This is a genomic window from Arthrobacter sp. Hb9-2 (genome assembly GCF_059091165.1).
In genome coordinates this window covers 42262-67916 of record NZ_JBNHGJ010000030.1, presented here as the reverse complement: position 1 = coordinate 67916, position 25655 = coordinate 42262, and the positions used below count along the sequence as shown (strand labels likewise).

Genomic DNA, 25655 nt, shown 5'->3' with positions numbered 1-25655 from the left:
TTTGAACCGGTACGCCGGCATCTCCCCGACCGTGGCGGCTGCTCCCGGTTTCGGCGTGTCCGGGTCCAGGAAGTGCGCCTCCAACGCCGCCGCCCCGTTACGGTCAAGGCTCGCGGTCTGGTCCACCATGGTCCGGGCATGCGCCCAGGAAATCGTCCCGGCCTGCAAAGCAGCCAGGGTCCGGGGCAGGGACGTGGTCAGGGCATGGGAATCGGCGAGCAAGGCACCGGCGGCCCGGTCACCGATCGCCAGCACACACCCCACCTCCGCCACCAGGCTCCGCTCCTGCGCCGTCGCCTCATACGGAGACGAAGCAGGAGCGTTCAACGCTTTTGTGGCCCCGGCGAACACCGCCACGGCCTGTGTCTTCGCCGCGGCCAGTTTCGCTTCCGACCGTGCCACCGCGGCCAGGACATCCAAAGCCCTGTCAGCAACCCGCTGCAACGGATTATCAGACTCAACTGCAAAGGCAGGATCAGCGGCACCGGAGACAGCTGTATCGCCGCCAGCGAGCACCGCAACAAACGCCGCGACAGCAGCCACAAGGGTCGCTTCCGCCTGTGCCACTGCCGGGTTCGATTCCATACCCTCATCCTCTTGCGAGGGTCTGACATTCTGGCCCTCATAGCGGGTGCCCCGAAAAAAGTTCTTCAAACTTTTCCGCACCTCCTCGAAACGCAGCGGATCAAACCGTGCATCGTTCAACGGCGCTCCAGCCATGCTGCCCCACTATCAATCGCGGCAGAAAGAAAAGAGGAAAATCGAAGATGGGCGAAGGTGCTCTCCGATAATCCCGTTTTGGGGATGGGCCCCTCGCTCCGGTACCCTATTGAGGTTGGTGACGTGTCCGAGCGGCCGAAGGTGCAACACTCGAAATGTTGTTTGGTGTAAAAGCCAACGTGGGTTCAAATCCCACCGTCACCGCCAATGAAGAAGGCCCCTGCTTCCTGTTTTACCTGGAAGCAGGGGCTTTCTGTTTCCGTGGGTAGTTGCCGAGTCGCTGAACCCATTTCCGACCCAAGCCAGGATCCCCACACCCGGGTTGGAATGCCAACCGAAAAACTGGCTCTCCCTTTGGGTCTCCTTCCAATTTTCGACTGATCAGGGCTGGATACCATGATCTGACCGGACAGAGCCGTCCGGCCCGATCGACGCGAAGGAAACCATGGCCGCGGTTACGGTGGACGATATCCTCTCGGATCTCCCCCTGGGGTTCGCCAGCCTCATCCTCCGGCCCGCTCCTACCGGTTCCGCCATCGAGCGTTTCCTCATCGTGGACGCTGACGATGAGGCGCCCGACGGCGGCGCTGCTTTGGTCCTGCTGATCGGCGTCCGCGGGCGGTCGGCGTTGCCCGCGTTGCGGCGGCTCCTGCAGAACCCGCCACCGGTAGTCGCCGTCAAGGGAATCCGTGAAGAACTTTCCGAAGCTGAAGAACTGCTGCAGGACGCCGGGACGGGACTGCTCCTGGTGAACCCTGCAGCTGACTGGGACCGGCTGTTGTCCATCGCCCAGGACCGGATCCAGCCGCGCAGCTACCAGAGTGAAGTGCTGACGTTGCTGGAAGAAGACCTGTTTGCCATCGCCCAAACCACTGCACGGCTTACGTCCAGTCACGTGCTCATCGAAGACGCCGCCAACAAGGTGCTTGCGTACTCCACTGTGTCGAACGACATTGATGAACTGCGCAAAGCCTCCATCCTGACCCGCCGCGGCCCGCGGAAATACGAGCTGTTGCTGAAGGACCTCGGCGCCTACCGGGAGCTGCACCGAACGCGGCTGCCAGTGAGGGTGCCCGCCCGCCCCCAGGACGGATTACGGGAACGGGTAGCCATCACGCTTTTCGCCGGAGACCGAATTATGGGTTACATCTGGCTCCAGGAAACCGGCGCCGGTTTTGGCCCCGATGTGGATCATGTGCTGAAGGGGTCGGCTGCCCGGACCGCAGCAGAGCTGATCCGGTACCGCAACCAGCAGTCCGTGCACATGCGCGAAGACCGCGTCGCGCGGATCCTGTCGGGCCCTGCGGAAGCCGCAGCCAGCGCGCACAGCGAGAAGATCCCGGCTGAGCGCCCTGCCGCGCTGATCCTGATCGGCATCTCCGATGCCGAAGCGCAGGCCGACGACGCCGCACTGAAGCACGGCGAACTCGCCAACCTGGCTTCCATCCATGCGGCTGCCTTCAAGGCCTCCGCCGTCGTCGGGCAGTTCAAGGGCGACACCGCTGTGATTGTCCCCGGCCTGCAATCCAATGCAGCGGAGTCGGGGCTGCGAAGCCTGGCCGAGTCCATCGTCCGCGATGCTGGCAAACACCTGGGCCTCAGCCCGTTTGCGGCTGTGGGCCCGTTGGTACCGGACCTGCTGTCCATCCACTCAATCACCAGCATCACTGAAGCCCTGCTGGGCTGCGTAGGCATCTCTCCCGACACATCCGTGGCCACAGTGGACGACTTCGAGGGAGAGATCCTTTTCCGCGAGGCAGTCCACAATTTCACGTCCTCAACCTTCCGCCACCGCGGCCTTTCCACCCTGTTGCAGGAGGACCTCGAACTCGCGGAAACCCTGCGGGCGTACTTCGACGCCTCGCTCGATGTCGCTGAATGCGCCCAGCGGATGGGACTGCATAAGAACACGGTCTACTACCGCATCAGCAAAGCTTCCCGGGCCACAGGGCTGGATTTCGGCAACCCGCGGGACGCGCTGGTGGCCTTGCTCCATATCCAGGAATGGGCCGGAACGTCCAAAGAACATTCAGGCAGGAAATGAAAACAGCACTTGAGGCGCCGCCGCTCGGCCCCATCCTCGACGACCTCGTCCGCTACCACCGGCCGCAGCGTGAAAGCGGCTCTGTCCCCGCCAACATCCCGTTCCTGGCAGCGGTCCCCTTCGATAAATTCGGGATAGCCGTCGCCACGACCTCCGGCAACGTAGTCAGTTCAGGCGACGCGGACGTCCCGTTCTCGATACAGAGCATCTCGAAAGTCTTCACCCTGGCAATGGCCCTTCGGGGCGATAAGTCCGGAACACTGTGGTCCCGGGTCCTGCGCGAACCCTCCGGTTCCTCGTTCAACTCCCTCGTCCAGCTGGAAGTGGAACACGGCATCCCGCGGAACCCGTTCATCAACGCCGGCGCCCTGGTGGTCACGGACCACCTGATGGAAGAAACGTCCGACGCCGCCACGCAGCTCTTGCGGTTCCTCACCTTGGAGGCGGGCAGCGCCGGGCCGTTCATCGATGAGGGCGCGGCCGCCAGCGAGCTATCCAGCAGCAGCCGCAATTTGGCTCTGGCGCACTTCCTGAAGGACTTCGGCAACCTGAAGCAGCCGGCCGAATCAGTGGTGGAAAACTACGTCCGCCAGTGCTCCATCATGATGACCTGCACTGAACTCGCCCAGGCAGGGCTCTTCCTGGCCAAGGAAGGACGGGGAAGGCTCGGGACTGTCCTGTCCCCGAGCGACGCGAAACGCATCGGCTCCATCATGCTGACATGCGGCATGTACGACGCCGCCGGCGAGTTCGCCTACCGTGTAGGATTGCCCGGTAAAAGCGGTGTGGGCGGCGGCATCCTGGTCATCGTTCCGGGTGAATGCGCCATCTCCGTCTGGAGTCCGCGGCTGGACGCTAAGGGAAACTCACTTGCCGGCACTGCCGCCCTCGCCGACCTTTCCGACCGGACCGGCTGGTCCGTTTTCTAGGCGAAAGGCCCCACACCCACCACAACTTCTAGTATCGCCCGCGAGATTTTCGTTACTCCTTCGCTGCCAGGAAACCCGCCAGCCGCTGCAGTGCGGGGAGGCTGGCGGCGAGCTGCTGTTGCTCTCCGGGGAGCAGTTTCGACGCCGAGGCAGCCAGGACCCCGGCCAGGAGGTTCCAAGAATCGCCCTGATTTGCTGGGATTCCTCGGTGGGGTGCAGGGTGACGTAGCGCTTGTCGCTGGGATCCCTCAAACGGGTGACCAGATTGGCGGCCACCAGCTCGCGCAGTTGGACCCTGACGTTGCTGAACTGCCGGCCGAGCCTCGCAGCCACCTCCGCCACCGTGATTCCCGGGCCGCCCTCGACGAGGCGCAGGATATCCACCGCTCCATTCGGCAGCGGACGGACGCCGGTATCCTCGTGCGACTTCCGGCGCACATCGGCAGAAATATCCAGCAGCGCTACAGCAAGGTCCCTATGGTCCATGGCCTCCGCCGCATTCACGCGCTGCTCATTTCCATTGGCTCGTCATAGGCACGAACAAGGAAGCCCCAGCGGCGCCTGCCGCTGGGGCTTCCTTGAGCTGGTTCCGCTAGAGCCGGTCCGTCTGGTCCCCGCCCTTGTGGCCCGTTCCGCGCAGGTTCTCCTGGACCTTGCCGAACAGATCCTTGATGGTGGATTCGGCGTTGCTAAGGACATCCACCGGCAGGTAGACCTCATGCGCGAGCGGCAGGTCGTATTCGTCCTTCAGATGCGTGCCATTTCCCACGCCCTCCAGGGACAGGTAAACCATCGCCTCGGTCCGGGCAATTCCGGCGATTTTGCCAAACACAACGGTGAACTCGTTCGGCTGGAAGCTGATGGTCTGGCCGATGTGGCTGCGGCCAAGTTCACCGGCGGAAAGTGCCTTCTCTTGCTGGCTTCGGGTGTATTCCATAAGTACTCCTCAAGGTCGCCGACATCTACGCCTGCAGTCTAGTCCCGCCCCGATCGGCCGGTACACCTCACGGGCAACCTGATGGCGCTTTGGCGGGCTGCACAAAGATTCACCCATCGGCGTAGCCACTCCTCCATTGAGGTGTGCTGCAGATGACCGGTTTGATGAGTGGACCGGCACAACCGGCCGGATCCCCCAATCAATGAGATCAAGTCAAGGAAAGAAGCGTGACTTCGATGGTGAACCGCGTCAAGGGCCCGGCCCGCTGGGAAGAAGTCCAGGTGGGCGAACCGGTGCAGCTCAGCAGGAACGGCCGCCAGGCGTACGCCGGGCTGGTGGATGACCGGACGGCGGACGGAGACGTGGTCTGGGTCACGACGACTGTCGGCGGGCGCCGGCTCTTCCACATCTCCGACGGCTACGACCTGCTGGCCGCCGAGTCATGACGGAGAGTTGCCCCGACGACTGCCACTTCTGCAGCGGACCGGAAACTGACTGACTTGGGCGACGCCCGGCGGGCTGCAAGACTGGGGTCGAGCCGAGCCAAACAAACCATCGGGAGCCTGCCATGACCGCCGCACCGTCCCCTTCCGCCTCCACCAGCAGGGCTACCGGGCTCTTCGGGATTGACGTCCCCGTGGTCCTTGGCCCGTTCGGTGGCGTCTCCTCCGTGCCGCTCACCGCTGCAGTGAGCGACGGCGGCGGGCTGGGTTCCTTCGGTCTGTACGGGTACGACGGCGGTGCCATCCGAAGGACGGCAGCCGAACTTCGCGCGGCCACAGCGAAGCCCTTTGCCCTTAACCTGTGGGTGCCCAACGGCACCGAGACTACGGCCATTCCACAGGAAGAATTCGACCGCTACGCGGCCACCCTGAAGCCCTACTTCGAGGAACTGGGCATTCCCCTTCCGGACATGCCGGCGCGGTACGTGCCGGACTACGGCGAGCAGGTGGAGGCCACGCTGGAGGCGGGTCCCGCCGTCGTCAGTTTTGTTTTCGGCGTGCCCGCTCCGGATGTGGTGGAGGAGGCGCACCGCCGCGGCATCACGGTCCTTGGCACCGCCACCACCGTTGCGGAGGCTCTGGCGCTGGAGGCCGGCGGCGTTGACGCCGTGGTGGCCAGCGGCATGGAATCCGGCGGCCACCGGGTGTCCTTCCTCAAGCCCGCGGAGGAATCCCTGGTGGGCACGTTCGCCCTGGTCCCGCAGGTGGCCGACGCCGTATCCATCCCGGTGATCGCGGCCGGCGGAATCGCCGACCGCCGCGGCTTCGCGGCGGCAATGGCATTGGGCGCCGATGCCGTACAGGTGGGAACCGCATTCCTGGCCACCCGCGAGTCCGCCGCTGTGCCCGAATACCGCGAGGTACTGCGAAGCGCCGCCGCAGCCCGCACCGTACTGACCCGGGCATTGAGCGGCCGGTTGGCCCGCGGCATCCCCAACCGCATCATTTCCGAGCTGGAAGAAGCAGGCGCTGTTGCCCCCTTCCCGGTACAGAACTGGCTCACCGGCCGGTTCCGGCCGCAGGCCGCCGCCAAGGGAAACACGGACCTGATGTCCCTGTGGGCCGGACAGTCGGCGCCCCTGCTCAAACACGACACCGCGGCGGAGGTCCTCGCCGAACTGCTGGCCGGTACCCGCTGACTGTCGCCGCGGGTTACTGGCGGTTCTGGTAACGCCGGCCCGGCCCCCTTCCGGCCCCGTCCGCTTCCGGCTCAGTGTCAGTGGCAGATCACAGCTAGAATCTGATCGTCCAGCATCTGGCCGGCTCCGCCCTCAGCGGTGCATGGTTCCGTCAGGGGGAAGGGAGAGCAGTGCTAACGCACGGTCCTCGCGTTCCCTTCCACCTCCTCCGCTCGTCGGCGGTGGCCACGGTCATCCTGACGCTCGCCGCTGGTGCCCACCTCGCCGGCGGCGGCGGGCTTCCCGCCCCTGTCATCCTGGTGGCAGTCCTGGCCCTGACTGGCCTCGCCAGTACCGCCGCCACCCGGCTCCGGCTGGGATTTCCGGCCATGGCCGCCCTGCTGGCTGGAGGGCAACTTGCCCTGCACGGCCTGTTTACGGCTTTCGGTCCTTCCCCGGCGGGCTGGGCACCTAACGGGGCCGCCCCTCATGCCGGCCACCTTCCCGGCGCCGAAATCATCACCCCAACCGCCCACCTCGCTGGTACCGAAGCTGCGTCCGGGACACTGATGTTGGGCGCGCACGCCCTGGCGACGCTGGGTTGCGCGGTCCTGCTCGCTAAGGGTGAGGCCGCCCTCTGGGCACTGGCTGCCTGGCTCAGGCCGCTTTCAGCACTCCCCCACGCGGTGGCTCCCGACGGCGCCCCGCCACCTTTGGCTGCCTTCCCCAGCGCTGCCGCGCCGCACCGTCCCTGGCGGAACCTCCGGCAGGACAGCCGCCGGGGCCCGCCTTCCGCCGTCGTGCCCTCCAGCTAAAACCGCCGCCCCTCTCATGCCGGCGGCGGCACCGATACGTTTTGCGTGCCCGGGTCCCCGGACCCTGGGTGTGCGCCAGAAAGGCACACCATGAAACCCTCAGCTCTTCGCCGTCCCCTGCACACTGCCGCTGCTGCCGGAGGCGCGGCAGCCCTGCTGCTCACCGCTGCGGGCGGAGCCTCGGCCCACGTCGGCGTTACGCCGGACAAAACCGCCGCCGGCTCCTACGCCCTGCTTACCTTCGGCATCCCGCACGGCTGCGACACGTCGGGCACTACCAAGGTGGCAATCACGCTGCCACGGGAACTGAACGATGCCCAGCCCACGGTCAACCCCAACTGGACCGTGGAGAAGGTGACTGAGCAGCTCGCCGAGCCGAAGAAACTCGCCGACGGCACGTCCATCTCCAAGCGGACCAGCCACATTGTCTATACCGCCAAAAGTCCACTGCCCCATGAGCTGCGCGACGCATTGGTGCTTTCGGTAAAACTCCCCGACACGGCCGGCGCCACGCTGTATTTCCCCACGCTCCAGACCTGTGAGACGGGCCAGACGGACTGGTCGGAGATTGCCAAGGACGGCCAGGACCCGCATTCCCTGGAGGCACCTGCGCCGTCAATATCGGTCACCGAAGCTGCCGGCACCGATGGACATGGCGAGGCCGCTGCCACGGCATCCCACAGCACGGCATCCCCTTCCGCTGAGCAGGCGTCGGTGACGGAAAGCGGAGCTGACGCCCGCAGCTGGGCCGGACTCGCAGCGGGGGTCGCGGGCCTTGTGCTCGGCGGCGCGGCGTTCCTGCGCAGCGGTGCGCGCCGGAACACCCCGGCGGAGGCGCCAGCCAAGTAGGACGGGCTTTGATGCCCGGATCATCACGATCCGGGCATCAAAATGCTTCATTGCCTCGTGGCATCATTGACGCGGCCAAACAGTGCCGCAAAGGTGGTGCCATGAGGTCTCAGAGAATTTCACATGGGTTGGCCATAACGACGGCGGCCGCGGCGGCGGCACTGATGCTCAGCGGGTGCGGCCCCAGCGAGCCCCAAGCGCAGGCGACGACGGAACCGGGCAGCAGCTCTGCCAGCCCCGACGCAACGTCCGCAGCGCCGGCGGCGACTGAAACGCCGTCCGGAACGCCGACCGCAGCTGCTCCGGCTCCGGCTACGTCCGGGGCACCGGGCCTTTGCAAGGCGGCCGGCCTCTCCGCCGCCACGGATGCGTCGGGCGGCGGAGCAGCAGGCAGCGTCTTTATGAAGCTCAACCTCACCAACACAGGCTCGGAAACCTGTGTCCTTCGGGGTTTTGCCGGCGTTTCCCTGGCTGCCGATGCTGCCGGCGCCCCCATCGGTGCCCCGGCTACCCGTGATGAAGCCGCCGCCCCAACCGATATCCTGCTGGCCCCCGGCCAGACAGGCTCGGCAGTGCTGCGCTATACCCAGGCGGGGAACTACCCGGACTGCGCCATGGTGGATGCCGCCGGCTACCGGATCTACCCGCCAGAGGACACAGCATCCCTGTTCCTGCCCCAACCCACCAAGGCCTGCAGCAATGCGGAAATTACGCTGCTGACCATTGGGGCATTCCAGCCAGCGTAAGAAGTCAAAGGGTAATTTCCGGCGCTGGAATTCCCAGCGAGCGTAGAGGAACTAAGCGCAGACAAATCCAGTACAGACAAATGCAGGCGGTCCGGCAAAGTGCCGGGCCGCCTGCAGGTGGTTTCCGCCCTTGGGGCGTTTTGTCATAAATCCCGAGGGATCAGAACATTAGCGCGCGGCGCTGGTGCCCCCGACACGCGAAGTGCCACGGGAAAGAGCCACGCCCAAACCGATCATTGCGACCCCCAGGACAAAGTGCAGCCAGTTATCCGCGCTGTTTACGGGAACAAAGTTCGCGGGGGTGTCGCCGCCCATCAGAAGGCCGTAAAGCCAAAGGACAAGGTAAATGGCGCCGCCTACGAGCAGGTAGTTCCGCGACTGGGCTGCGCTGCGGGCCATGGCGATACCGGCCGCTCCAAAGAGCAGGTGAACGATGTTATGCAGTATGGACACCTGGAAAATGCCCAGGAGCAAGGCCTGAGATGTATGGCCGGCAAATCCCATGGTTTCGTAGTTGCTGGTAATGCCCGGGATGAAGCCCAGGACGCCCACGAGGAGGAACACTGCACCCACGGCGAGGGCTGCTTTTTGGATATTTGTACGGCCAGCGGTGCGACCGTCGGAACTCATGCCTGTCATGATTACTCCTGCTGTTGTCGTAAACGTTCACATCATGGCTGTCGGGTCGCGCCTGAAACCATAAACCATAGACTTAAACACCGACATCATAAGTATACTTAGCAGCTACGCCACGAATAGTAATGGTCTATAACAGACACATCACAAACGGCCCGTGAGGGCCAGGACCAAAAGGCAGGCTGAACTGGGATGACGTCGATTTGGTTGGACCGCGCGGAGACCTTCACCTCTGATCCCTTCGAGCCTGGAAGCAGCTACGACACCGTGGTGGCCGGCGCCGGACTCACCGGCTTGGTGACCGCACTCCTGCTGGCCCGCTCGGGGCAAACCGTCCTGGTGCTCGAGGCACGGTACCCAGGTGCTGTGACCACTGGGAACACCACCGCCAAGGTAACGCTGTTGCAGGGAACTTTCCTGGCCCAGCTGGCCCGCCAGTACTCCCAGAAACAGGTTCAGGCCTACGTGGACGGCAACCTCGAAGGCCAGGCCTGGCTCCTGCGGTACATGGAAGAGCACAAGGTTCCGTTCCAGACCCGTGACGCCTACACGTACGCGGCTTCAGCGCAGGGCACGGAGAAGCTCCGGGAAGAGGTCAGCGCCGGCACCACCGCCGGCCTGGACATGGAATACGTGCGCGACCCCGGGCTGCCGTTTCCCGTCCACGGAGCAGTGCGGCTGGCAAACCAGGCACAAATCAACCCCGTGGAAGTGCTGGACACCCTGGTGTCCGATATCCGCAGCCGCGGCGGCTCCGTGGTGGGCGGCGTTCGGCTGCAGGACGTCACCGGGGGCGGCCCCGCCACCATCCACACGGACCACGGCACGGTCACCGCGAACGAGGTAGTGCTTGCCACCGGCATTCCCGTCCTGGACCGCGGGCTCTACTTCGCCAAGCTGAAGCCGAGCCGCTCCTATGCAGCAGCGCTGCAGCTGCAGGAGGACCAGGCTCCTCCCCCGGGCATGTACATTTCAGTGGAACAGCCGACGCACTCCCTGCGGGACTACGAAGTGGACGGCCGCCGGCTGCTCCTGGTGGGCGGGCACGGACACCACGTCGGCCGGGCACGGTCGGAGAAGCACCACCTCGGCAGCCTCGTGGACTGGGCCGTGCAGCAGTATCCCGGCTCAGTGGTGACCCACACCTGGTCCGCCCAGGACTACATGCCCGTCAACCTGATGCCGTTCTTCGGCAAGCTTCCCCGGGGCAAAGGCCACGTCTACTTCGGCACCGGCTACAACAAGTGGGGCATGACCAACGCAGTGGCTGCTGCCGTGGGAATTTCCGCCGATATCCTTGGCGGCCACGTGCCCTGGGCCAATACCATCCACCGCCGTGTCAGTTCGCCGGCAGCCGCAGCTTCAGCGGTTTCCCTCAATGCCGGGGTGGCAGCCAAGCTTGCAACGGGCTGGGGGCAGTTGGCCGCCGGGGGGCTGAAAAAAGGCAAGGAACACCCTGCTGCCGAGCCGGCCCCTGTTGTCCCGGCCGACGGCGAGGGCACGGTCTATCGCGAGGGAACAAAACCGGTGGCCGTTTCCACCGTTAACGGCACCACGTGCAAGCTGTCGGCAGTCTGCACGCACATGGGCGGCATCCTGCACTGGAACGACAGCGAGCTGACCTGGGACTGCCCGCTCCACGGCTCCCGCTTTACCAATGAAGGACAACTCCTGGAGGGTCCTGCCACCAAGGACCTCCCCCGCGCAGGAAAGGCTTGAGCCGGAGCCAGGGGAAGCCTGCCTGCCAGCCTCGCTGTCGGTGGCTTGGGGCATGATGGAGGCATGATCCAGGAACAGCCTGCAGCGGGTGGCCGGGGTGCAGTCGCGGAGGCACCCATGGCCCAGTTCAGCAGGCCAACACGCGATTGGTTCCTCGGCGCCTTCTCGGAGCCGACGCCGGCCCAGAACGGCGCCTGGCAGGCCATCTCCTCCGGCTCGCACGCGCTGGTGGTCGCTCCTACCGGTTCCGGAAAGACCCTCGCCGCATTCCTCTGGGCGCTGGACCGGCTGCTTGAGTCCGGGTCAACAGCCGCTCCCGAGACCCCTGCACCGGAGGCACCAAAGGCGCCGGCAAAAGGGAGGCGCCCCCGGCCGCCCAAACGCAAGACCCGGGTCCTGTACATCTCGCCACTGAAAGCCCTCGGCGTTGACGTGGAACGGAACCTCCGCTCCCCGCTCATCGGCATCACACAGACTGCCAAGCGGCTGGGGCTGCCGGCACCCCTGACCACTGTCGGCGTCCGTTCCGGAGACACCACAACGGCTGACCGCCGGGCCTTGCTGAGCAACCCGCCGGACATCCTTATCACCACGCCGGAATCGCTGTTCCTGATGCTCACCTCCAGGGCCCGGGAAACCTTGACCGATGTGGACACCATCATCATCGATGAAGTCCACGCCGTGGCCGGTACCAAGCGCGGGGCCCACCTCGCCGTCTCACTTGAGCGGCTGGATGCCCTGCTGCCTAAACCGGCCCAGCGGATCGGGCTCTCGGCCACCGTGGAGCCAAGGGAACTGGTGGCACAGTTCCTGGCCGGTTCAGCACCAGTGGAAATCGTTGCCCCGCCGGCCAAGAAGAACTGGGACCTTACCGTCTCGGTGCCGGTGGAGGACATGTCCGACCTCCAGGGCGCCGCCGGAGCGTTCGACTCCGGTCCGGCCTCCGGGCTGCAGCCGCAGGCCTCCATCTGGCCGCACGTGGAGGAAAAGATTGTTGACCTGGTGCTGGCCAACCAGTCCACCATCGTTTTTGCCAACTCCCGCCGCTTGTCGGAACGGCTCACGGCGCGCCTCAACGAGATTTACGTGGAACGGCAGCTGCTGGCGGAGGGCGGGGGCTGGGATGATCCTGGGCCGGGGGGCGCCACGGCATTCGAGGCAACGGCCGGAGCACCGGCGTCGACGGCTACCCCCGCCCACATGATGGCCCAGGCGGGAAGCTCCGCGGGGGCAGACCCGGTGCTGGCCCGCGCCCACCACGGCTCGGTCTCCAAGGACCAGCGGGCACTGATCGAGGACGACCTCAAATCCGGCCGGCTGCGGTGCGTTGTGGCCACGTCATCCCTGGAACTTGGCATCGACATGGGCGCCGTGGACCTGGTGGTGCAGGTCGAATCACCGCCGTCGGTAGCCAGCGGCCTGCAGCGGGTAGGCCGCGCCGGCCACCAGGTGGGCGAAGTTTCCCAGGGCGTCCTGTTCCCAAAGCACCGGGCAGACCTCGTGCACACAGCCATCACCGTGGAACGCATGCTGGGCGGCAAGATCGAGCGCCTCAGCATTCCGGCCAACCCCCTGGACATCCTGGCGCAGCAGACCGTGGCTGCCACGGCACTGGGCAGCATTGATGTCGAGGAGTGGTTTGCCACTGTCCGCCGCTCGGCCCCGTTCGCGTCCCTGCCCCGGTCCGCGTTCGAGGCAACCCTGGACCTGCTGGCCGGCCGCTACCCTTCCGACGAATTCGCAGAACTGCGTCCCCGGATTGTCTGGGACCGCAACGCCGGCACTATCGAAGGCAGGCCCGGAGCCCAGCGCCTCGCCGTCACCTCCGGCGGAACCATCCCCGACCGCGGGCTCTTCGGCGTGTACATCATCGGCACCGAAATCGAGGGATCGGCGTCGCCCTCGGCGGACGGCAAGCCCGCCCCTGCCCCCAAGGGCGGCCGGCGCGTCGGCGAGCTGGACGAGGAGATGGTGTACGAATCCCGCGTGGGCGACGTCTTTGCCCTCGGCGCCACCAGCTGGAAGATCGAGGACATCACGCACGACCGCGTGCTGGTCTCCCCCGCCTTCGGCCAGCCCGGCAAGCTTCCCTTCTGGAAGGGCGATTCGCTCGGCCGCCCGGTGGATTTGGGCCGTGCCCTTGGGGCCTTCGTGCGTGAACTGTCAGCGTCCGACGTCGGGCCAGCTACCGAACGCTGCCAGGCCAGCGGCCTGGACGCCTTCGCGGCCAACAATTTGATCCAGTACCTCAGTGAACAGAAGCAGGCAACCGAGGTGGTGCCAAGCGACACCACACTGGTGGTGGAGCGGTTCCATGACGAACTGGGCGACTGGCGGGTGATCCTCCACAGCCCCTTCGGCATGCCGGTGCATGCACCCTGGGCGCTTGCGGTGGGCCAGCGGCTCAACCAGCGGTACGGCATGGACGGCTCCGCCATGGCCGCGGATGACGGGATTGTCCTTCGCGTGCCCATGATGGAGGACGAGCCACCGGGGGCCGAACTGTTCCTGTTCGACCCCGAGGAACTTGAACAGATTGTCACTGCAGAAGTGGGGGGCAGCGCACTATTCGCCTCACGCTTCCGCGAATGTGCCGCCCGTGCCCTGCTGCTGCCGCGGCAGACACCCGGCAAACGGCAGCCCTTGTGGCAGCAGCGGCAGCGGTCCGCCCAGTTGCTTGACGTTGCCCGGAAGTACCCCACGTTCCCCATCGTGCTGGAAACAGTGCGCGAATGCCTGCAGGACGTTTACGATCTCCCGGCGCTCAAGGACATCGCTGCATCCGTGGAACGGCGCGAGCTTCGGATCGTGGAGACCACCACATCGCAGCCGTCGCCGTTCGCGAAGTCGCTCCTGTTCGGGTACGTTGCCCAATTCCTTTATGAGGGCGACTCCCCCCTGGCGGAGCGCCGTGCCGCTGCCTTGGCCCTCGATTCCACCCTCCTCAACGAGCTGCTGGGGCGCGTCGAGCTCCGCGAACTGCTGGACGCCAGGGTCATCGAGTCCACCGAACGGGAACTGCAGCGCCTGGCGCCGGACCGGCGTGCGCGGGGAGTGGAAGGTGTCGCGGACCTGCTGCGCCTGCTTGGTCCCCTGGCGCCGGAGGAGGCTGCCGCCAGGCTCCAAGGCGGGGAGCCTGCAGCCGCCGGACCTGCTGGCGGGGAATATGTGGCGGCGGATGCGGCAACGGCGGATGCGGCGGATGCGGAACCAACAGATGCCGAACTTGCGGCCGAGCTTGCCGCCCAGGCGCCTGCAGCCGACCTGGCCCATGCCACCACCGAATCCGCCACCAACCACCTGCTCGCCCTGCAGCGGGCCAACCGCGCCATCAAGGTCAACATCGGCGGCGTGGAACGCTTCGCCGCCGTCGAAGACGCCGCGCGGCTCCGGGATGCCATCGGCGTTCCCCTTCCAATGGGAGTGCCGCTCGCGTTTATTGAACCAGTGGCAGATCCCCTGGGGGATCTCGTGTCCCGCTATGCCCGCACCCATGGTCCCTTCACTTCGGCGGAAGCGGCAGCCCGGCTGGGCCTGGGCGTGGCAGTGGTGAGCACCGCCCTCAAGCGACTCGCCGCTGATGGGCGGGTGGTGGAAGGCGAGTTCCGGCCCCATTCGGGCCCGCCTGAGGCACCCCCGGCCGGCGCGGACCCGGCAGCTACCGATGCCGCTGCTGCCGCCCCTGCTGTTACCGAGCCTGCTGATGCGAACCCTTCTGCTGCGAACCCCGCACCCGCCGAGTCACTCCATCCCGCCACAGTCAGTGAGTGGTGTGATGCCGAGGTCCTCCGTAAACTGCGCCGCCGGTCGCTAGCAGCACTGCGGGCTGAAGTGGAGCCTGTCGACGCGTCTGCGTACGGCCGTTTCCTGCCGGCCTGGCAGCACGTCCGTACCCCCGGTGCAGGCCGCGGCCAACCGGGGTTGCGCGGGCTGGACGGCATCGTCACAGCCATCGACCAGCTCTCCGGTGTTCCGGTTCCGGCCTCCGCCTGGGAGCCCCTGGTCCTGGCATCCCGGGTCTCCAACTACCAGCCGGCCATGCTGGACGAACTCATGGCCACCGGCGAGGTGCTGTGGTCCGGAGCAGGAGCGCTGCCCGGCAACGACGGCTGGATCAGCCTGCACCTGGCCGACTCCGCAGAGCTGACCCTGAACCCGGCCATCGACTACGAACCCGGCGACGCCCAGCAGCGGCTCCTGGAGCACCTTCGAAACAACGGCGGCGGCTACTTCTTCCGGCAGCTGACTGAGGTGGCCGGCGGAATGGACTCGGTTCTGAGTGACCAGGAGATTGTCACTGCGTTGTGGGACCTGGCGTGGGCCGGCCGCATTACGGGCGACACGTTCGCCCCCGTCCGCGCCCTGATCGCCGGGGGGCACACTGCCCACCGGCAGGTTGCCCGTGCACCCAGGGCGCGGGCACCGCGCCTGAGCCGGCTGGGCCGGTCCCACGGGACCGGCCTGATGGGTTCCGCCGGAATGGGCAGTGGCCGCTACGGAACATCCGCCGGCCCGGCCACGCCTCCCCTGGCAGCAGGCCGCTGGTCCGCGCTCCCGCAGCCCGAACTGGACCCGACCATTCACGCCCGGGCCACAGCAGAACTCCTACTGGACCGCTACGGCGTGGTCACGCGCGGCTCGGTGATGGCAGAACAGATCCTTGGCGGGTTCGGGTTGATGTACAAAGTCCTGGCACGGCTCGAGGAAGCGGGCCGCTGCCGCCGCGGCTACTTCATTGAGCACCTGGGGGCAGCCCAGTTCGCCGTGCCGGCCACCGTGGACCGGCTGCGGTCGTACTCCGAAGACACCCAGCTCGCCAAGGCCGACCCTGCCGCCCTCGCCCTCGCCGCGACCGATCCCGCCAACCCTTACGGCGCGGCCCTCCCCTGGCCGGCCCTCCACGACGACGCCGGAACCGGACACCGACCCGGGCGGAAGGCGGGTGCACTGGTGGTGCTGGTAGACGGGGCGCTGGTCCTGTACGTGGAACGGGGTGGAAAAACATTGCTGGCCTTCAGCGACGACGAGGCGATCCTCGCCGCTGCCGGCTCCGCACTGGTCAGTGTGGTGACCCGCGGTGCCGTCGACAAGCTGATCATGGAGAAGGTGAACGGCCACGGGATCCTGGATACGCCTGTTGCAGTGGCGCTCAGCTCAGCCGGGGCTTACTCCACGCCCAAGGGGCTGAGGATCCGTGCCTGAGGGGGATTCGGTCTGGCGCGCTGCCAACCAGCTGCACCAGGCCTTGGCAGGACAAAAGCTGATCGCGTCCGATTTCCGCGTGCCCCGCTTCGCCACGTTGAACCTGGCCGGCTGGACGGTGACGGAGGTCGTGCCCCGGGGCAAGCACCTGCTCATGCGGGTGGTAAGTCCGGAGGACAAAAAACTCACCATTCACTCGCACCTGAAAATGGAGGGCACCTGGCAGGTCTACCCGCCTGGCGGCAGGTGGCGTAAGCCCGGATACACGGCCCGGTGCGTGCTGCGCACGCCCGTGGCAGACGCCGTCGGCTTTTCCCTTGGCATCGTTGAAGTGGTGGCCACGGCCAGCGAGGACTCCATCGTGGGGTTCCTTGGCCCTGACCTCCTGGGGCCGGACTGGGACCTGGACGAAGCGGAGCGGCGGGTTCGAGCCGCCCCGGACGTCCCCGTCGGTGTCGCCCTGCTGGACCAGCGCAACCTCGCCGGGATCGGCAACATCTACCGCTGTGAGGCCTGCTTCCTGTCCGGTGTGCATCCGGCATCCCCGGTGTCCGCCGTCGAGGATGTGCGGACCATGATGATCGACGCCAAGCAGCTGCTCGAAGTAAACCTTGGCCCCGGCCGCCGGGTCACCGTCCTCAACGCCAAAGGCCTGCCGGTGGGGAGGATGGCCGGGCGGCCCGGTTATTGGGTGTACCGCAGGGAGCATCAGCCCTGCCTCAAGTGCGGAACGCCGATCCGGCGGGGCGTCCTGGGAAAGTTAAACGGAGAGGAAGAACGGGACATCTACTTCTGTCCCCAGTGCCAGCCGCTCCTGGCGCAGGGAGCCCTGCCCGGGAGTCCTGGGGAGTCACACTAGCCGTTGCTGGCCAGTGGTTCGGGAGTAACGGAGCCGGCGTCGTCCCGCCCCTGTGAATCCGATTCCGCCGGCAGTGCGGCGGGCACCATAAACACCGGGAGCAGCAGCTGGACCAAGGGCCCAATCGCGAGGGCGTAGACGACTGTGCCCACTCCCACCGAACCGCCCAGGAGCCAGCCGACCGCCAGGACCACCACTTCAATCAGGGTGCGCGACAACCTGACAGACCATCCGGTGCGCCGCGCCAGCCCCGTCATCAGGCCATCCCGTGCGCCGGGTCCAAACCGGGCACCGATGTAACCGGCCGATGCAATGCCGTTCAGGAGCACGGCGCCTGCGAGCATGGCGGCCTGCCCGCCCAGGTGCGAGAAGGCCGGAATCAGGGCAAGGCCGATGTCTGCGAAGACGCCCACCAGCACTGCATTGCACAATGTGCCGAACCCCGGCCGCTGCCGCAGCGGAATCCAGAGAAGCAACACCAGGAAACTCACAATGATGACCACCAGGCCGATACTGAGCCCGGTCCTCCCGGCGACGCCCTGGTGGAAGACATCCCACGGGTCCAGGCCCAGTCCGGCCCGGATGAACAGGGCGAGGGAGATGCCGTACATGGCGAGGCCGAGGAAGAGCTGGAGGAGTCTGCGGGTCATCATGGGAACCACTGTCGCAGACCACTGGCATTGAATTCCATAGCCAGTTTGGGATACTGGCCTTATGTCCCCTCTCAGCGCTGCTGCCCTTGCCCGCCTTCTCGGAACGTGGCACCTTGGCGCGGCGCCCGCCTACCGCGAGCTGGCCGACGTCGTACGCCTCCTGGTCCTGGACGGCAGGGTGGCGCTGGACACCGCGCTGCCCAGCGAGCGCGCACTGTCCGAATCCCTGAGCGTCAGCCGCACCACCGTAACGGCGGCCTACGGCCTCCTCCGGGAGCAGGGGTTCCTGACCAGCGGCCAAGGCAGCAGGAGCCGGACCCGGATTCCACGCACGACACCGGCCGGCGGCTTGCTGCTCACCGGCCCAATGCCTGTTGGTCCAGCACCGGCAGGGCCGGGACTCGCGGCACCCGGACTCGCGGCACCCGGACTGGCCGCGCCGGAGGGGCTGATCGACCTCGCCTACGCGTCCCTTCCCGCGAGCGGTGTGGTGGTACACCGCGCGTTCGCGGCGGCCCTCACCGAGCTTCCGGCACTGCTCCCGGGATTCGGTTATGACGCCATCGGCCTGCTCCCCCTGCGCCAGGCAATAGCGGCCCGGTACACGGCAGCGGGGGCACCGACTACGGCGGACCAGATCCTGGTGACGTCGGGCGCGCAGCACGCCCTGACCATCATCCTCCGGGCCCTGGCCGGGCGGCAGGACAGGGTGCTGGTGGAGCACCCCAGCTACCCGAACGCCCTTGATGGCATCCGCGCCGCCGGCTGCCGGCCAACTCCAGTGGCATTCTCCAGCGCCGCGGCCGGTGTCGGTGCCGGCATGCGGGTTACTCCAGCCTGGGACATGCAGGCACTTCAGGCCGCCCTGATGCAGCAGCGGCCCAAACTCGCATACGTGGTGCCGGACTTCCACAATCCCACCGGACAAGTGATGCCCGACCTCCAACGCCGCCTCCTGGTCAGGGCGGCGGCTGCCGCGGGAACAACTTTGGTGGTGGACGAAACCTTGCGGGAGCTGAACCTCGACGGCGTCGAGACCACTCCGGTGGCGGCATTCAGTCCGGCAGTGGTAACCATCGGCTCGCTCAGCAAGTCGCATTGGGCGGGTCTCCGCACCGGCTGGATCCGGGCTTCCGGGGACCTGATCCAGCGTTTCGCGGCTGCACGGACCTCCCTGGACCTGGGCGGACCTGTTATGGAACAACTGGCCGGTGCGCATCTCGTCCGGGCCCTGGACGAGCCGCTGCCGGCCCGGCTTACTGCCCTGCGGGACAGCCGTGCCGCCCTGCTGGAACTGCTGGCCGGATACCTGCCGGAGTGGGAAACGGCGTACCCCTCCGGCGGCCTGTCCGTCTGGTGCACACTGCCTGCGCCCATCAGCACGGCGCTGACGGTCATCGCACCCGAACATGGGATCCGGCTCGCGGCAGGGCCCCGCTTTGGGATTGGCGGAGCCTTCGAACGCTACCTCCGGGTGCCGTTCACCTTGCCGCCGGAGAAGCTGCAGACCGCGGTGCTTGCCCTGCGCTCGGCGCAGGACCGGCTGGACGCCGCCCCCCAGCTCCGCCGGACCCTCAAGGACGCGCCCGCCGTCGCTATTGCCTGACGGCGTCGCTATTGCCTGGCGGGAGTCAGGATTACCGGGCGGGGCTCGACGGTGCGGCGGACGGTGCGGCGGACCTGCCCATCCGCTGCCTGGCGGTATTGGTCCCGGCCCCAACAGGGACATGGGCGGTGGCCTTGGCCAGCCCAAACAGGGGCATCCCGTTGTAGATGACCTCTATCCCGGCCGCCGGCACCTGGTAGGTCTCATGCCAGACGCCCACATCTCCGCTTCCGGCAGTTTCCTTCATAAAACGGCGCCAGGGCTCCAGGTGCGGGGACTCCCGGTCCGCGGCAAACTTCCGCAGATGGTCCGGACTCTCCCAGTAGCTGAGCAGCATGGTGGTCCGGCCGAACCACTGCTCATAGCCCAGCATTCCCGCCGACGGGTCCCCCGCCAGGTGCTTGAGCATGCGCGGCATTGCGGCAGCGACCTTCGCAACCGTCGCCGCCTTCCACCACCGGTTTGCCCGCATGCCGATCAGGAAAACAGTGACTGATTCCCGGCCGGGGTCGGCGGTGTACCGACCAGAAAAAACACTGTGTGCCATGGGAAGCTCCTTGGTCTTGGTTTCCGTAACGTCGTTTCATAACGTTGTTACAAAACAAGGTTATGAAACAATGGACCTCATGGCAAGACCCGTGGTGCACAACGATTCTCTAAGGCACGAACTGCTGGCCGTAACAGCTGAACTCGTGGACCGGGACGGGCCCGCGAGGGTAACCCTGCGCGATGTGGCATCGGCGGCAGGAACTTCCACTACTGCCGTCTACTCCCTGTTCGGCGGGAAGTCCCAGCTCCTTACGGCAGTGGTGGATGGCGGGTTCAGGTCGTTCCGGGACTCGCAGGTCGCCGCTGCACCGGGTGGTCTCCGTGACCTTGGAGTCGCCTACAGGGTTTGGGCGCTGGAGCACCGCGCACTGTACCGGCTGATGTTCGGCGGCGCGCTGGCGGCATACGTTGATTGCCAGCCCAGCCCGGAGGCGGCCGCCGACGCCATGGAGCCGCTCCTTGGCGCCGTCGCCGCCGCGCAATCCGAGGGGGTCCTGCTGCCGGCGCCGGTTGAGGTGGCCGCATTCGCGATCTGGGGCCAGGTGCACGGCCTGGTGAGCCTCGAGCTCGCCCACGTCGGCCCGCCGGACGCCGACTGGGCAGCCGCCTACACCGCAGCCCTTGACGCCATTGCCCGCGGCTGGGCCGCCTGACAGGGACCACAAGCTGCAAAAAGCACAGGGCTTCGGACGTGCGTGGACCCAGGAGCGCTTCAGGCAGCAACCGCACCCCGTAGAATTGTTTGGTGATGCAATCCCCCCTCCCCGTGCGCGACGGCGTCAACGCCACCCGCCTGCGCCTTCCGGTGGAGGGCCCGTGGGAGACCGCGATGGACTACATGATGCACCGCTGGGGGCATATTGATCCGCAGGGCATCGAGGACAGGTTCGACGCCGGCGAGATCGTTGGTGAGGGCGGCACCCCACTGAGCCGGTCCACGCCGCTGGAGGACCATACGTTCATCTGGTACTACCGGACGCTGCCGCCAGAAGCCCGCATTCCGGTGGAGCTGGGCATCCTGCACCAGGATGAGCACCTGCTGGTGGTGGACAAGCCCCATTTCCTGCCCACGACACCCGGCGGCACCTACATCCAGGAATCGGCCCTGGTGCGCCTGCGGAACCAGCTGGACCTGCCGGACCTGATTCCCATGCACCGGCTCGACCGCATGACGGCCGGCGTCCTGCTGTTCTCGACAAACCCGGACACCCGCGGCAAGTACCAGGTGCTTTTCGAAAAGCGCCAGGTTCAAAAAAACTACGAGTGCGTGTCCGCCGCAGAGCCTGCCGGAGGGTACCCCGCCGTCGACTTCCCCGTGGTGGTGCGCAACCGCATGACCAAGTCCCGCAGCTACCTGCTGGCCGAGGTGATAGACGGCGAGCCCAACGCCGAAACGCGGATTGAACGGCTGGAAACGTTCGACGGCGGTGCTTCCGCCACCGCTGCGGCACCCGGCCGTCCCGTGCGTCGTGCGCTGTACCGGCTGGAACCCCACACCGGAAAGACCCACCAGCTGCGGGTGCACATGGCGTCCCTGGGGCTGGGAATTGTCAATGACTCGTTCTACCCGGAGTTGCTGGACAAGGCTCCGGACGACTACACCAAGCCCCTGCAGCTCCTGGCCCGCGGCATCCGGTTCGTGGACCCCATCTCGGGGAAACCGGTGGAGTACCGCAGCCGCCTGCAGCTCAGCGAAGCAGCCCGAAGCCGTACCTGAGGCATACGCCGGCTGCCCGCATAAACCCCTGACTCCCCGGCCTGGCCGAACCAAAGTGGGGTACCTTTGTGGCAATGGACTTCGGCAGCGCTGACAGCTGGGGGACGGCGATCTATTTCTGGATCATCCCCATCGTGCTTGGCGACGCCATCTTTCCGCCGGTCCCTTCCGAGATGGTGGTGATCACCGGCGGAGCGCTTTCCGCTGACGGCCGGGCCAACGTGTTCCTGGTGGTGGCCCTGTCCGCCGTGGCCTCCTGGCTGGGCGACGTAGTGGTGTTCCAGCTGTTCAGGAAGCGGCTGAGCCACGTCCTTGACCGCTGGAGATGGGGCCGGCGCGTGCACTCCGGAATCCACGACGCCATCGCCAAGGCCGGCCGTTCGTCCACATACGGGACCATCATCGGGGCCAGGTTTATTCCGGGCGGACGGCTTGCCACGTCCGCCGCTGCCGGGATCGCGAACGTTTCGGTCCGCGGCTTCAGCCTGTGCGCCGGGCTCGGGGCGTTGCTCTGGGCCTGCTGGCTGGTCGGCCTGGGCTACTTCACCGGTTCCGCCACGGGCCTGCCCTTCTGGGCCAGTTCGCTGATCGGCGTGGCGCTGGGACTGGTGATCGGCGTCGTCGTCGGGATCATTGTGACCCGGCGCCGCGGCAACAGATCGCCGGTGGAGGAGCCGGACCCTCCTCTGGCGTAGCTCCTTTTAGACAGGCGCCCAGCGGCCCCTGTTGCGGCGTAGCACCATCAGCGAGCCGGTCAGCGCAACGCGTTCGACGGCGTCGCGCATCATTGCTGCCGATTCCAGCGCCTGCTGGTTCTCACCGCTGTACTCGGTCGCCTCAACGAGGAATCGCAGGTTCAGTTGCGGCACTCCGCCGGCAATCTGCAGCTGGTTCGACTCCACGTGGTGGCGTGTTTCCAGCGCCTCCACCGCTGCATCCATAACGGCTTCAGGCGGATTGCCCGGGCGCAGGCCGGTGATCTTCAGGCGGGTTTGGAACGATGGCATGCCTCCAACCCTACCCAGACGCTCTCCCACTTAATGCCGGAAAACCCCAAACGCTCCATCGCCTAACGCAGGCAATGCCCAAACGCCTCATCACCTAACGCAGGCAATGCTGAACGCCGCACCATGAGCTGCTTCAGTTCATGGTGAGAGAGCGTCCGGAAAAACGCCACATCACGTGAGAGAGCGTTTGGGGGGGTTACCCGGTGTTGCGGAGGCCGGCCGCCACGCCGTTGACGGTGATCAGCATGGCGCGCTGCAGGCGCTCGTCAATCTCGGCGCCGCTGATGCCGTCTTCTTTCTCAGCGGCCTCGGCAGCTTCCGCGCGGACACGGCGGAGCAGTTCCACCTGCAGGTAGCTGATGGGGTCGAGGTACTGGTCACGAATCTCGAGTGAGCGTTTGAGCGTGGGCTGGGCGTCCAGGAGCAGGTTCTCGCCCGTCAGGTTCTGGACCTCGGCCACGGTCAGCTCATATTCCTCGCGAATGGCCCGGAAGATGTGGTGCAGCTCCTTGGGCACCAGGGTGGACACGTAGTACCCGGCGATGTCCAGGTCCGTCTTGGCGAGGGTCATCTCGACGTTGGAGAGAACTGACCGGAAGAAGTGCCAGTTCTCCCACATCTCCACCAGCTGCGCAGAGTTCCCGGCCCCGCGGGCAGCCTTGAGGCCTGAGCCCACGCCGAACCAGCCGGGGACGATCTGCCGGGACTGGGTCCAGCCGAACACCCACGGGATGGCGCGCAGGCCGCCGAGCCCCGCGCCGGAATCCGGGCGCTTGGACGGGCGGGAACCGATGTTCAGGGAGCCCAGCTGTTCCACGGGCGTGGAGGCCAGGAAGTAGGCGGGCAGGTCAGGGTCATCAATCAATTTCCGGTACTGCTCGAAGGCGGCGTCGGAAATGGTTTCCATCACGTGCCCGTACCGTTCGCGCTGGTCCGCGGAGGTGCGCGGATCCCGGTGCAGGGCTGAACCCTGCAGCACGGCGGCGAGGGACAGTTCGAGGTTTTCGCGGGCCAGTTCTGGCAGCGAGTACTTGTCCGAGATAACCTCGCCCTGCTCGGTGAACTTGATTTCGCCTTCCAGGACGCCGTTCGGCTGGGCCAGGATCGCGTCGTAGGTGGGTCCGCCGCCGCGGCCGACCGACCCGCCGCGGCCATGGAACAGGCGTACGCGCACGCCGTGCTTGGCGGCGACGTCCCGCAGCTTGCGCTGGGTTTTGTGGATTTCCCACTGGCTGGTCATCACGCCGGATTCCTTGTTGGAGTCCGAATAGCCCAGCATGACCTCCTGCACATCCCCGCGGAGGCGCACGAGCTCGCGGTAGGAGGGATCGGACAGAAGCTGGTCCACGATTTCCGCGGAGGCGCGGAGCTCCTCCACCGTTTCCAGCAGCGGCGCGAACCCGATCTTTGCGTACGGCTTTTCGCCGAAGAGGTTCACCAAACCGGCTTCGCGGGCCAGGACGGCGGCGGCAAGCACGTCGTCGGCGCCGCGGGTCATGGAGATGATGTACGTCTCGATGACGTCCGGGCCGTAGGCGCGCAGGGCACGCCGGATTTCACGAAAGACGTCGTACGTGCCGTCAGCGGCGCCGTCGAGCTTGATCGGGTGGCCGGACAGCGGCCGGCGCGACGCGAGTTCGGAGCCGAGGACTTCGAAGCGCTCCCCGCGGCTCAGTTCGGCATACCGCAGCCCGGGCCCGCCGATCCGGTCCATGAGCTGGCCCACGGCGTCGTGGTGGTGGTCTGCGTGTTCGCGGATGTCCAGGGTGGCCAGGTGCAGGCCGAAGGAGGCGACCGCGCGGCGGACCCGGGCAAGGGCGCCGTCGGCGGCCAGCGACGCCGAGTGGTTGCGGAGCGAGAGCTCCAACAGTTCGAGGTCCGCGAGGAGTTCTCCGGTTCCGCTGTAGTCCCGGCCATGCTCGTGGTTGGAGTTTGCAGCTACCCGCTTGCCGGTGTTGATGAGCTTGGCCTTGATGCAGGTGAGCTTCAGGCGGTAGGGCTCCTGGGCGTTGAGCTCCAGGACGCGCCGGTCCAGTCCGGGCAGCTTCTTCAGGTCGGCTTCAATGGAATCGAGCAGTTCCTTGTCCGCGCCGGCGAGGGCAGTGGAGTTGGAGAGGATGGAGATCAGTTCGTCCATCATGCCGATGCTGATCCGGACGGCGTGCTGGTTCTGGATCTGCAGGATTTCCCGGGTTACGGCCGCGGTGACATTGGGGTTGCCGTCGCGGTCGCCGCCGATCCAGGAACCGAAGCGGATCGGGGCGTCCTGGGACGCGAGGTTGACACCGTGTTCGCCCAGCAGTTCGGCGAGTTCGGTCAGCATTTCGGGCATGGCATCGGTGAGGATGCCGCCCAGATAGTAGATGGCGTTGCGGGCTTCATCCACCGGGGTGGGCCGGACCTGGCGAAGTTCGTCGGTCTGCCACATCTGGTCGATAATCTCGGCGAGCTGGCGGTCTTGGCGGCGGCGCGCCGTAGTGCCCTCGGCAGTGGGCTGGGCCAACACGTCGGAGAGCTTGCGGATCTTGTCCAGCACCGAACGGCGCGAGGCCTCGGTGGGGTGCGCGGTGAAAATGGGGCGGACATCGAGCCCGTTGACTACTTCCTGCAGCACACCGGAACCGGCCTGTTCGGCGATTTCGTTGACGGTCTTAGCGAGCCAGCCGTCCTTTTCCTCCCGGGTCCGCAGGCCCCTAACGCGGTGGACCTGTTCAGCGGCGTTGGCGAGGTGGAAGTAGAAGGCGAACGCCCGCACCAGGTCGGTGGCCTGCTCGATGGGCAGGGAGCCGAGGAGCTCGCGGACCTGGGCAACGACGTCGTGCGCGCTCCAGGGCCCGGTGGCGTCCGCACCGCCGCGGGCAGCTTCCTTGGATTCCTTCGTGAGGAGGCGCACCTGCTCCACGAGGTCCAGGAGCTCGGGTCCGTGCTGGCGGACCAGCGATTCGCCGAGCAGAGTGGAGACGCGCCGGACGTCTGCCCTCAGTTCAGAGGCAAGGTCGGTTTCGGGATTTGCTGCAGTGTGAGCCATGGAAACTATCTTTCGAGG

At 66.5% G+C, this 25655-nt stretch carries 21 protein-coding genes, 1 tRNA gene and 1 pseudogene; 15 read left to right on the top strand and 8 right to left on the bottom strand.

Annotation, left to right across the window (positions count from 1 at the left end; translation table 11 throughout):
* Positions 1–585, bottom strand: a pseudogene (locus AC5RV1_RS16235) (HNH endonuclease signature motif containing protein); the annotation flags it as partial.
* Between the two features lie 252 nt (positions 586–837).
* Here AC5RV1_RS16235 and AC5RV1_RS16230 point away from each other — a divergent pair.
* The 3 genes from AC5RV1_RS16230 to AC5RV1_RS16220 all read left to right on the top strand — a co-directional run bounded on the left by AC5RV1_RS16230 (position 838) and on the right by AC5RV1_RS16220 (position 3693).
* A tRNA-Ser gene (locus AC5RV1_RS16230) sits at positions 838–927 on the top strand.
* A gap of 238 nt (positions 928–1165) precedes the next feature.
* A complete protein-coding gene (locus AC5RV1_RS16225) occupies positions 1166–2764 on the top strand; it encodes a PucR family transcriptional regulator (protein ID WP_493995273.1) in 1599 nt (532 codons plus the stop codon).
* Positions 2761–3693, top strand: coding sequence for a glutaminase (locus tag AC5RV1_RS16220; RefSeq protein WP_493995272.1), 933 nt, complete (start codon positions 2761–2763; stop codon positions 3691–3693). The genes AC5RV1_RS16225 and AC5RV1_RS16220 overlap by 4 nt, the downstream gene beginning before the upstream one ends.
* On the opposite strand, the gene AC5RV1_RS16215 is transcribed toward AC5RV1_RS16220, so the two are convergent.
* Both AC5RV1_RS16215 and AC5RV1_RS16210 read right to left on the bottom strand, forming a co-directional pair.
* Complete coding sequence (locus AC5RV1_RS16215; protein WP_493995275.1) at positions 3631–4179, bottom strand: MarR family winged helix-turn-helix transcriptional regulator; 549 nt, start codon at positions 4177–4179, stop codon at positions 3631–3633. The two genes, AC5RV1_RS16220 and AC5RV1_RS16215, sit on opposite strands and share 63 nt — an antisense overlap.
* 106 nt (positions 4180–4285) lie before the next feature.
* On the bottom strand, positions 4286–4630 hold the full coding sequence (locus AC5RV1_RS16210; RefSeq protein WP_493995271.1) for a hypothetical protein: 345 nt from the start codon (positions 4628–4630) through the stop codon (positions 4286–4288).
* A gap of 236 nt (positions 4631–4866) precedes the next feature.
* On the opposite strand from AC5RV1_RS16210, the gene AC5RV1_RS16205 reads away from it, so the two are divergent.
* The 5 genes from AC5RV1_RS16205 to AC5RV1_RS16185 all read left to right on the top strand — a co-directional run bounded on the left by AC5RV1_RS16205 (position 4867) and on the right by AC5RV1_RS16185 (position 8661).
* A complete protein-coding gene (locus AC5RV1_RS16205) occupies positions 4867–5076 on the top strand; it encodes a hypothetical protein (protein WP_493946403.1) in 210 nt (69 codons plus the stop codon).
* A gap of 122 nt (positions 5077–5198) precedes the next feature.
* Positions 5199–6272: an NAD(P)H-dependent flavin oxidoreductase gene (locus tag AC5RV1_RS16200; protein ID WP_493995270.1), complete on the top strand. Its 1074-nt coding sequence runs from the start codon at positions 5199–5201 to the stop codon at positions 6270–6272.
* A gap of 170 nt (positions 6273–6442) precedes the next feature.
* Complete coding sequence (locus tag AC5RV1_RS16195) at positions 6443–7066, top strand: hypothetical protein (RefSeq protein WP_493995269.1); 624 nt, start codon at positions 6443–6445, stop codon at positions 7064–7066.
* 90 nt (positions 7067–7156) lie between these two features.
* Positions 7157–7915, top strand: coding sequence for a YcnI family copper-binding membrane protein (locus AC5RV1_RS16190; protein ID WP_493995268.1), 759 nt, complete (start codon positions 7157–7159; stop codon positions 7913–7915).
* Positions 7916–8016: 101 nt separating this feature from the next.
* Positions 8017–8661 (top strand): DUF4232 domain-containing protein, encoded by a 645-nt coding sequence (locus AC5RV1_RS16185; RefSeq protein ID WP_493995267.1) that lies wholly within the window; start codon positions 8017–8019, stop codon positions 8659–8661.
* 168 nt (positions 8662–8829) lie between these two features.
* Here AC5RV1_RS16185 and AC5RV1_RS16180 read toward each other — a convergent pair whose 3' ends face one another.
* Positions 8830–9291 (bottom strand): DUF4383 domain-containing protein, encoded by a 462-nt coding sequence (locus AC5RV1_RS16180; protein ID WP_493946299.1) that lies wholly within the window; start codon positions 9289–9291, stop codon positions 8830–8832.
* 198 nt (positions 9292–9489) lie between these two features.
* Between AC5RV1_RS16180 and AC5RV1_RS16175 the strand changes: the two genes are divergently transcribed.
* From AC5RV1_RS16175 to AC5RV1_RS16165, 3 genes are all read left to right on the top strand, one after another.
* Positions 9490–11016 (top strand): FAD-dependent oxidoreductase, encoded by a 1527-nt coding sequence (locus AC5RV1_RS16175; RefSeq protein WP_493995266.1) that lies wholly within the window; start codon positions 9490–9492, stop codon positions 11014–11016.
* A gap of 63 nt (positions 11017–11079) precedes the next feature.
* Positions 11080–16218 (top strand): Lhr family helicase, encoded by a 5139-nt coding sequence (locus AC5RV1_RS16170; RefSeq protein ID WP_493995265.1) that lies wholly within the window; start codon positions 11080–11082, stop codon positions 16216–16218.
* Positions 16211–17077 (top strand): Fpg/Nei family DNA glycosylase, encoded by an 867-nt coding sequence (locus AC5RV1_RS16165; RefSeq protein ID WP_493995264.1) that lies wholly within the window; start codon positions 16211–16213, stop codon positions 17075–17077. The genes AC5RV1_RS16170 and AC5RV1_RS16165 overlap by 8 nt, the downstream gene beginning before the upstream one ends.
* On the opposite strand, the gene yczE is transcribed toward AC5RV1_RS16165, so the two are convergent.
* Positions 17074–17730: a membrane protein YczE gene (gene yczE, locus AC5RV1_RS16160; RefSeq protein WP_493946295.1), complete on the bottom strand. Its 657-nt coding sequence runs from the start codon at positions 17728–17730 to the stop codon at positions 17074–17076. The genes AC5RV1_RS16165 and yczE overlap by 4 nt on opposite strands.
* 61 nt (positions 17731–17791) lie before the next feature.
* Between yczE and yczR the strand changes: the two genes are divergently transcribed.
* The gene (gene yczR, locus AC5RV1_RS16155; protein WP_493995263.1) at positions 17792–19336 is read left to right on the top strand and encodes a MocR-like transcription factor YczR; all 1545 of its coding nucleotides are present in this window, start codon (positions 17792–17794) and stop codon (positions 19334–19336) included.
* Positions 19337–19367: 31 nt separating this feature from the next.
* Here the strand turns inward: yczR and AC5RV1_RS16150 are convergent, their stop codons facing one another.
* Positions 19368–19883 carry a DUF4188 domain-containing protein gene (locus tag AC5RV1_RS16150; RefSeq protein WP_493946293.1) on the bottom strand — a complete coding sequence of 172 codons (516 nt, stop codon included), beginning with the start codon at positions 19881–19883 and terminating at the stop codon, positions 19368–19370.
* Between the two features lie 79 nt (positions 19884–19962).
* Between AC5RV1_RS16150 and AC5RV1_RS16145 the strand changes: the two genes are divergently transcribed.
* The 3 genes from AC5RV1_RS16145 to AC5RV1_RS16135 all read left to right on the top strand — a co-directional run bounded on the left by AC5RV1_RS16145 (position 19963) and on the right by AC5RV1_RS16135 (position 22297).
* Positions 19963–20538 carry a TetR/AcrR family transcriptional regulator gene (locus tag AC5RV1_RS16145; RefSeq protein ID WP_493995262.1) on the top strand — a complete coding sequence of 192 codons (576 nt, stop codon included), beginning with the start codon at positions 19963–19965 and terminating at the stop codon, positions 20536–20538.
* A gap of 95 nt (positions 20539–20633) precedes the next feature.
* On the top strand, positions 20634–21602 hold the full coding sequence (locus AC5RV1_RS16140) for an RluA family pseudouridine synthase (protein WP_493995274.1): 969 nt from the start codon (positions 20634–20636) through the stop codon (positions 21600–21602).
* Between the two features lie 74 nt (positions 21603–21676).
* A complete protein-coding gene (locus AC5RV1_RS16135) occupies positions 21677–22297 on the top strand; it encodes a DedA family protein (RefSeq protein ID WP_493946291.1) in 621 nt (206 codons plus the stop codon).
* A 6-nt stretch (positions 22298–22303) separates the two neighbouring features.
* Here AC5RV1_RS16135 and AC5RV1_RS16130 read toward each other — a convergent pair whose 3' ends face one another.
* Both AC5RV1_RS16130 and ppc read right to left on the bottom strand, forming a co-directional pair.
* A complete protein-coding gene (locus AC5RV1_RS16130; protein WP_256246369.1) occupies positions 22304–22609 on the bottom strand; it encodes a hypothetical protein in 306 nt (101 codons plus the stop codon).
* A gap of 196 nt (positions 22610–22805) precedes the next feature.
* Positions 22806–25637 carry a phosphoenolpyruvate carboxylase gene (gene ppc, locus AC5RV1_RS16125; protein WP_493995261.1) on the bottom strand — a complete coding sequence of 944 codons (2832 nt, stop codon included), beginning with the start codon at positions 25635–25637 and terminating at the stop codon, positions 22806–22808.
* Between the last annotated feature and the right edge of the window lie 18 nt (positions 25638–25655).

Excerpts from the sequence above, each read along its gene's own strand:
- AC5RV1_RS16225 (WP_493995273.1), top strand. The coding sequence starts at position 1,166 with ATGGCCGCGGTTACGGTGGACGATATCCTCTCGGATCTCCCCCTGGGG.
- AC5RV1_RS16220 (WP_493995272.1), top strand. The coding sequence starts at position 2,761 with ATGAAAACAGCACTTGAGGCGCCGCCGCTCGGCCCCATCCTCGACGAC.
- AC5RV1_RS16215 (WP_493995275.1), bottom strand. The coding sequence starts at position 4,179 with ATGGACCATAGGGACCTTGCTGTAGCGCTGCTGGATATTTCTGCCGAT.
- AC5RV1_RS16210 (WP_493995271.1), bottom strand. The coding sequence starts at position 4,630 with ATGGAATACACCCGAAGCCAGCAAGAGAAGGCACTTTCCGCCGGTGAA.
- AC5RV1_RS16205 (WP_493946403.1), top strand. The coding sequence starts at position 4,867 with ATGGTGAACCGCGTCAAGGGCCCGGCCCGCTGGGAAGAAGTCCAGGTG.
- AC5RV1_RS16200 (WP_493995270.1), top strand. The coding sequence starts at position 5,199 with ATGACCGCCGCACCGTCCCCTTCCGCCTCCACCAGCAGGGCTACCGGG.
- AC5RV1_RS16190 (WP_493995268.1), top strand. The coding sequence starts at position 7,157 with ATGAAACCCTCAGCTCTTCGCCGTCCCCTGCACACTGCCGCTGCTGCC.
- AC5RV1_RS16185 (WP_493995267.1), top strand. The coding sequence starts at position 8,017 with ATGAGGTCTCAGAGAATTTCACATGGGTTGGCCATAACGACGGCGGCC.
- AC5RV1_RS16180 (WP_493946299.1), bottom strand. The coding sequence starts at position 9,291 with ATGAGTTCCGACGGTCGCACCGCTGGCCGTACAAATATCCAAAAAGCA.
- AC5RV1_RS16175 (WP_493995266.1), top strand. The coding sequence starts at position 9,490 with ATGACGTCGATTTGGTTGGACCGCGCGGAGACCTTCACCTCTGATCCC.
- AC5RV1_RS16170 (WP_493995265.1), top strand. The coding sequence starts at position 11,080 with ATGATCCAGGAACAGCCTGCAGCGGGTGGCCGGGGTGCAGTCGCGGAG.
- yczE (WP_493946295.1), bottom strand. The coding sequence starts at position 17,730 with ATGATGACCCGCAGACTCCTCCAGCTCTTCCTCGGCCTCGCCATGTAC.
- yczR (WP_493995263.1), top strand. The coding sequence starts at position 17,792 with ATGTCCCCTCTCAGCGCTGCTGCCCTTGCCCGCCTTCTCGGAACGTGG.
- AC5RV1_RS16150 (WP_493946293.1), bottom strand. The coding sequence starts at position 19,883 with ATGGCACACAGTGTTTTTTCTGGTCGGTACACCGCCGACCCCGGCCGG.
- AC5RV1_RS16145 (WP_493995262.1), top strand. The coding sequence starts at position 19,963 with ATGGCAAGACCCGTGGTGCACAACGATTCTCTAAGGCACGAACTGCTG.
- AC5RV1_RS16140 (WP_493995274.1), top strand. The coding sequence starts at position 20,634 with ATGCAATCCCCCCTCCCCGTGCGCGACGGCGTCAACGCCACCCGCCTG.
- AC5RV1_RS16135 (WP_493946291.1), top strand. The coding sequence starts at position 21,677 with ATGGACTTCGGCAGCGCTGACAGCTGGGGGACGGCGATCTATTTCTGG.
- AC5RV1_RS16130 (WP_256246369.1), bottom strand. The coding sequence starts at position 22,609 with ATGCCATCGTTCCAAACCCGCCTGAAGATCACCGGCCTGCGCCCGGGC.
- ppc (WP_493995261.1), bottom strand. The coding sequence starts at position 25,637 with ATGGCTCACACTGCAGCAAATCCCGAAACCGACCTTGCCTCTGAACTG.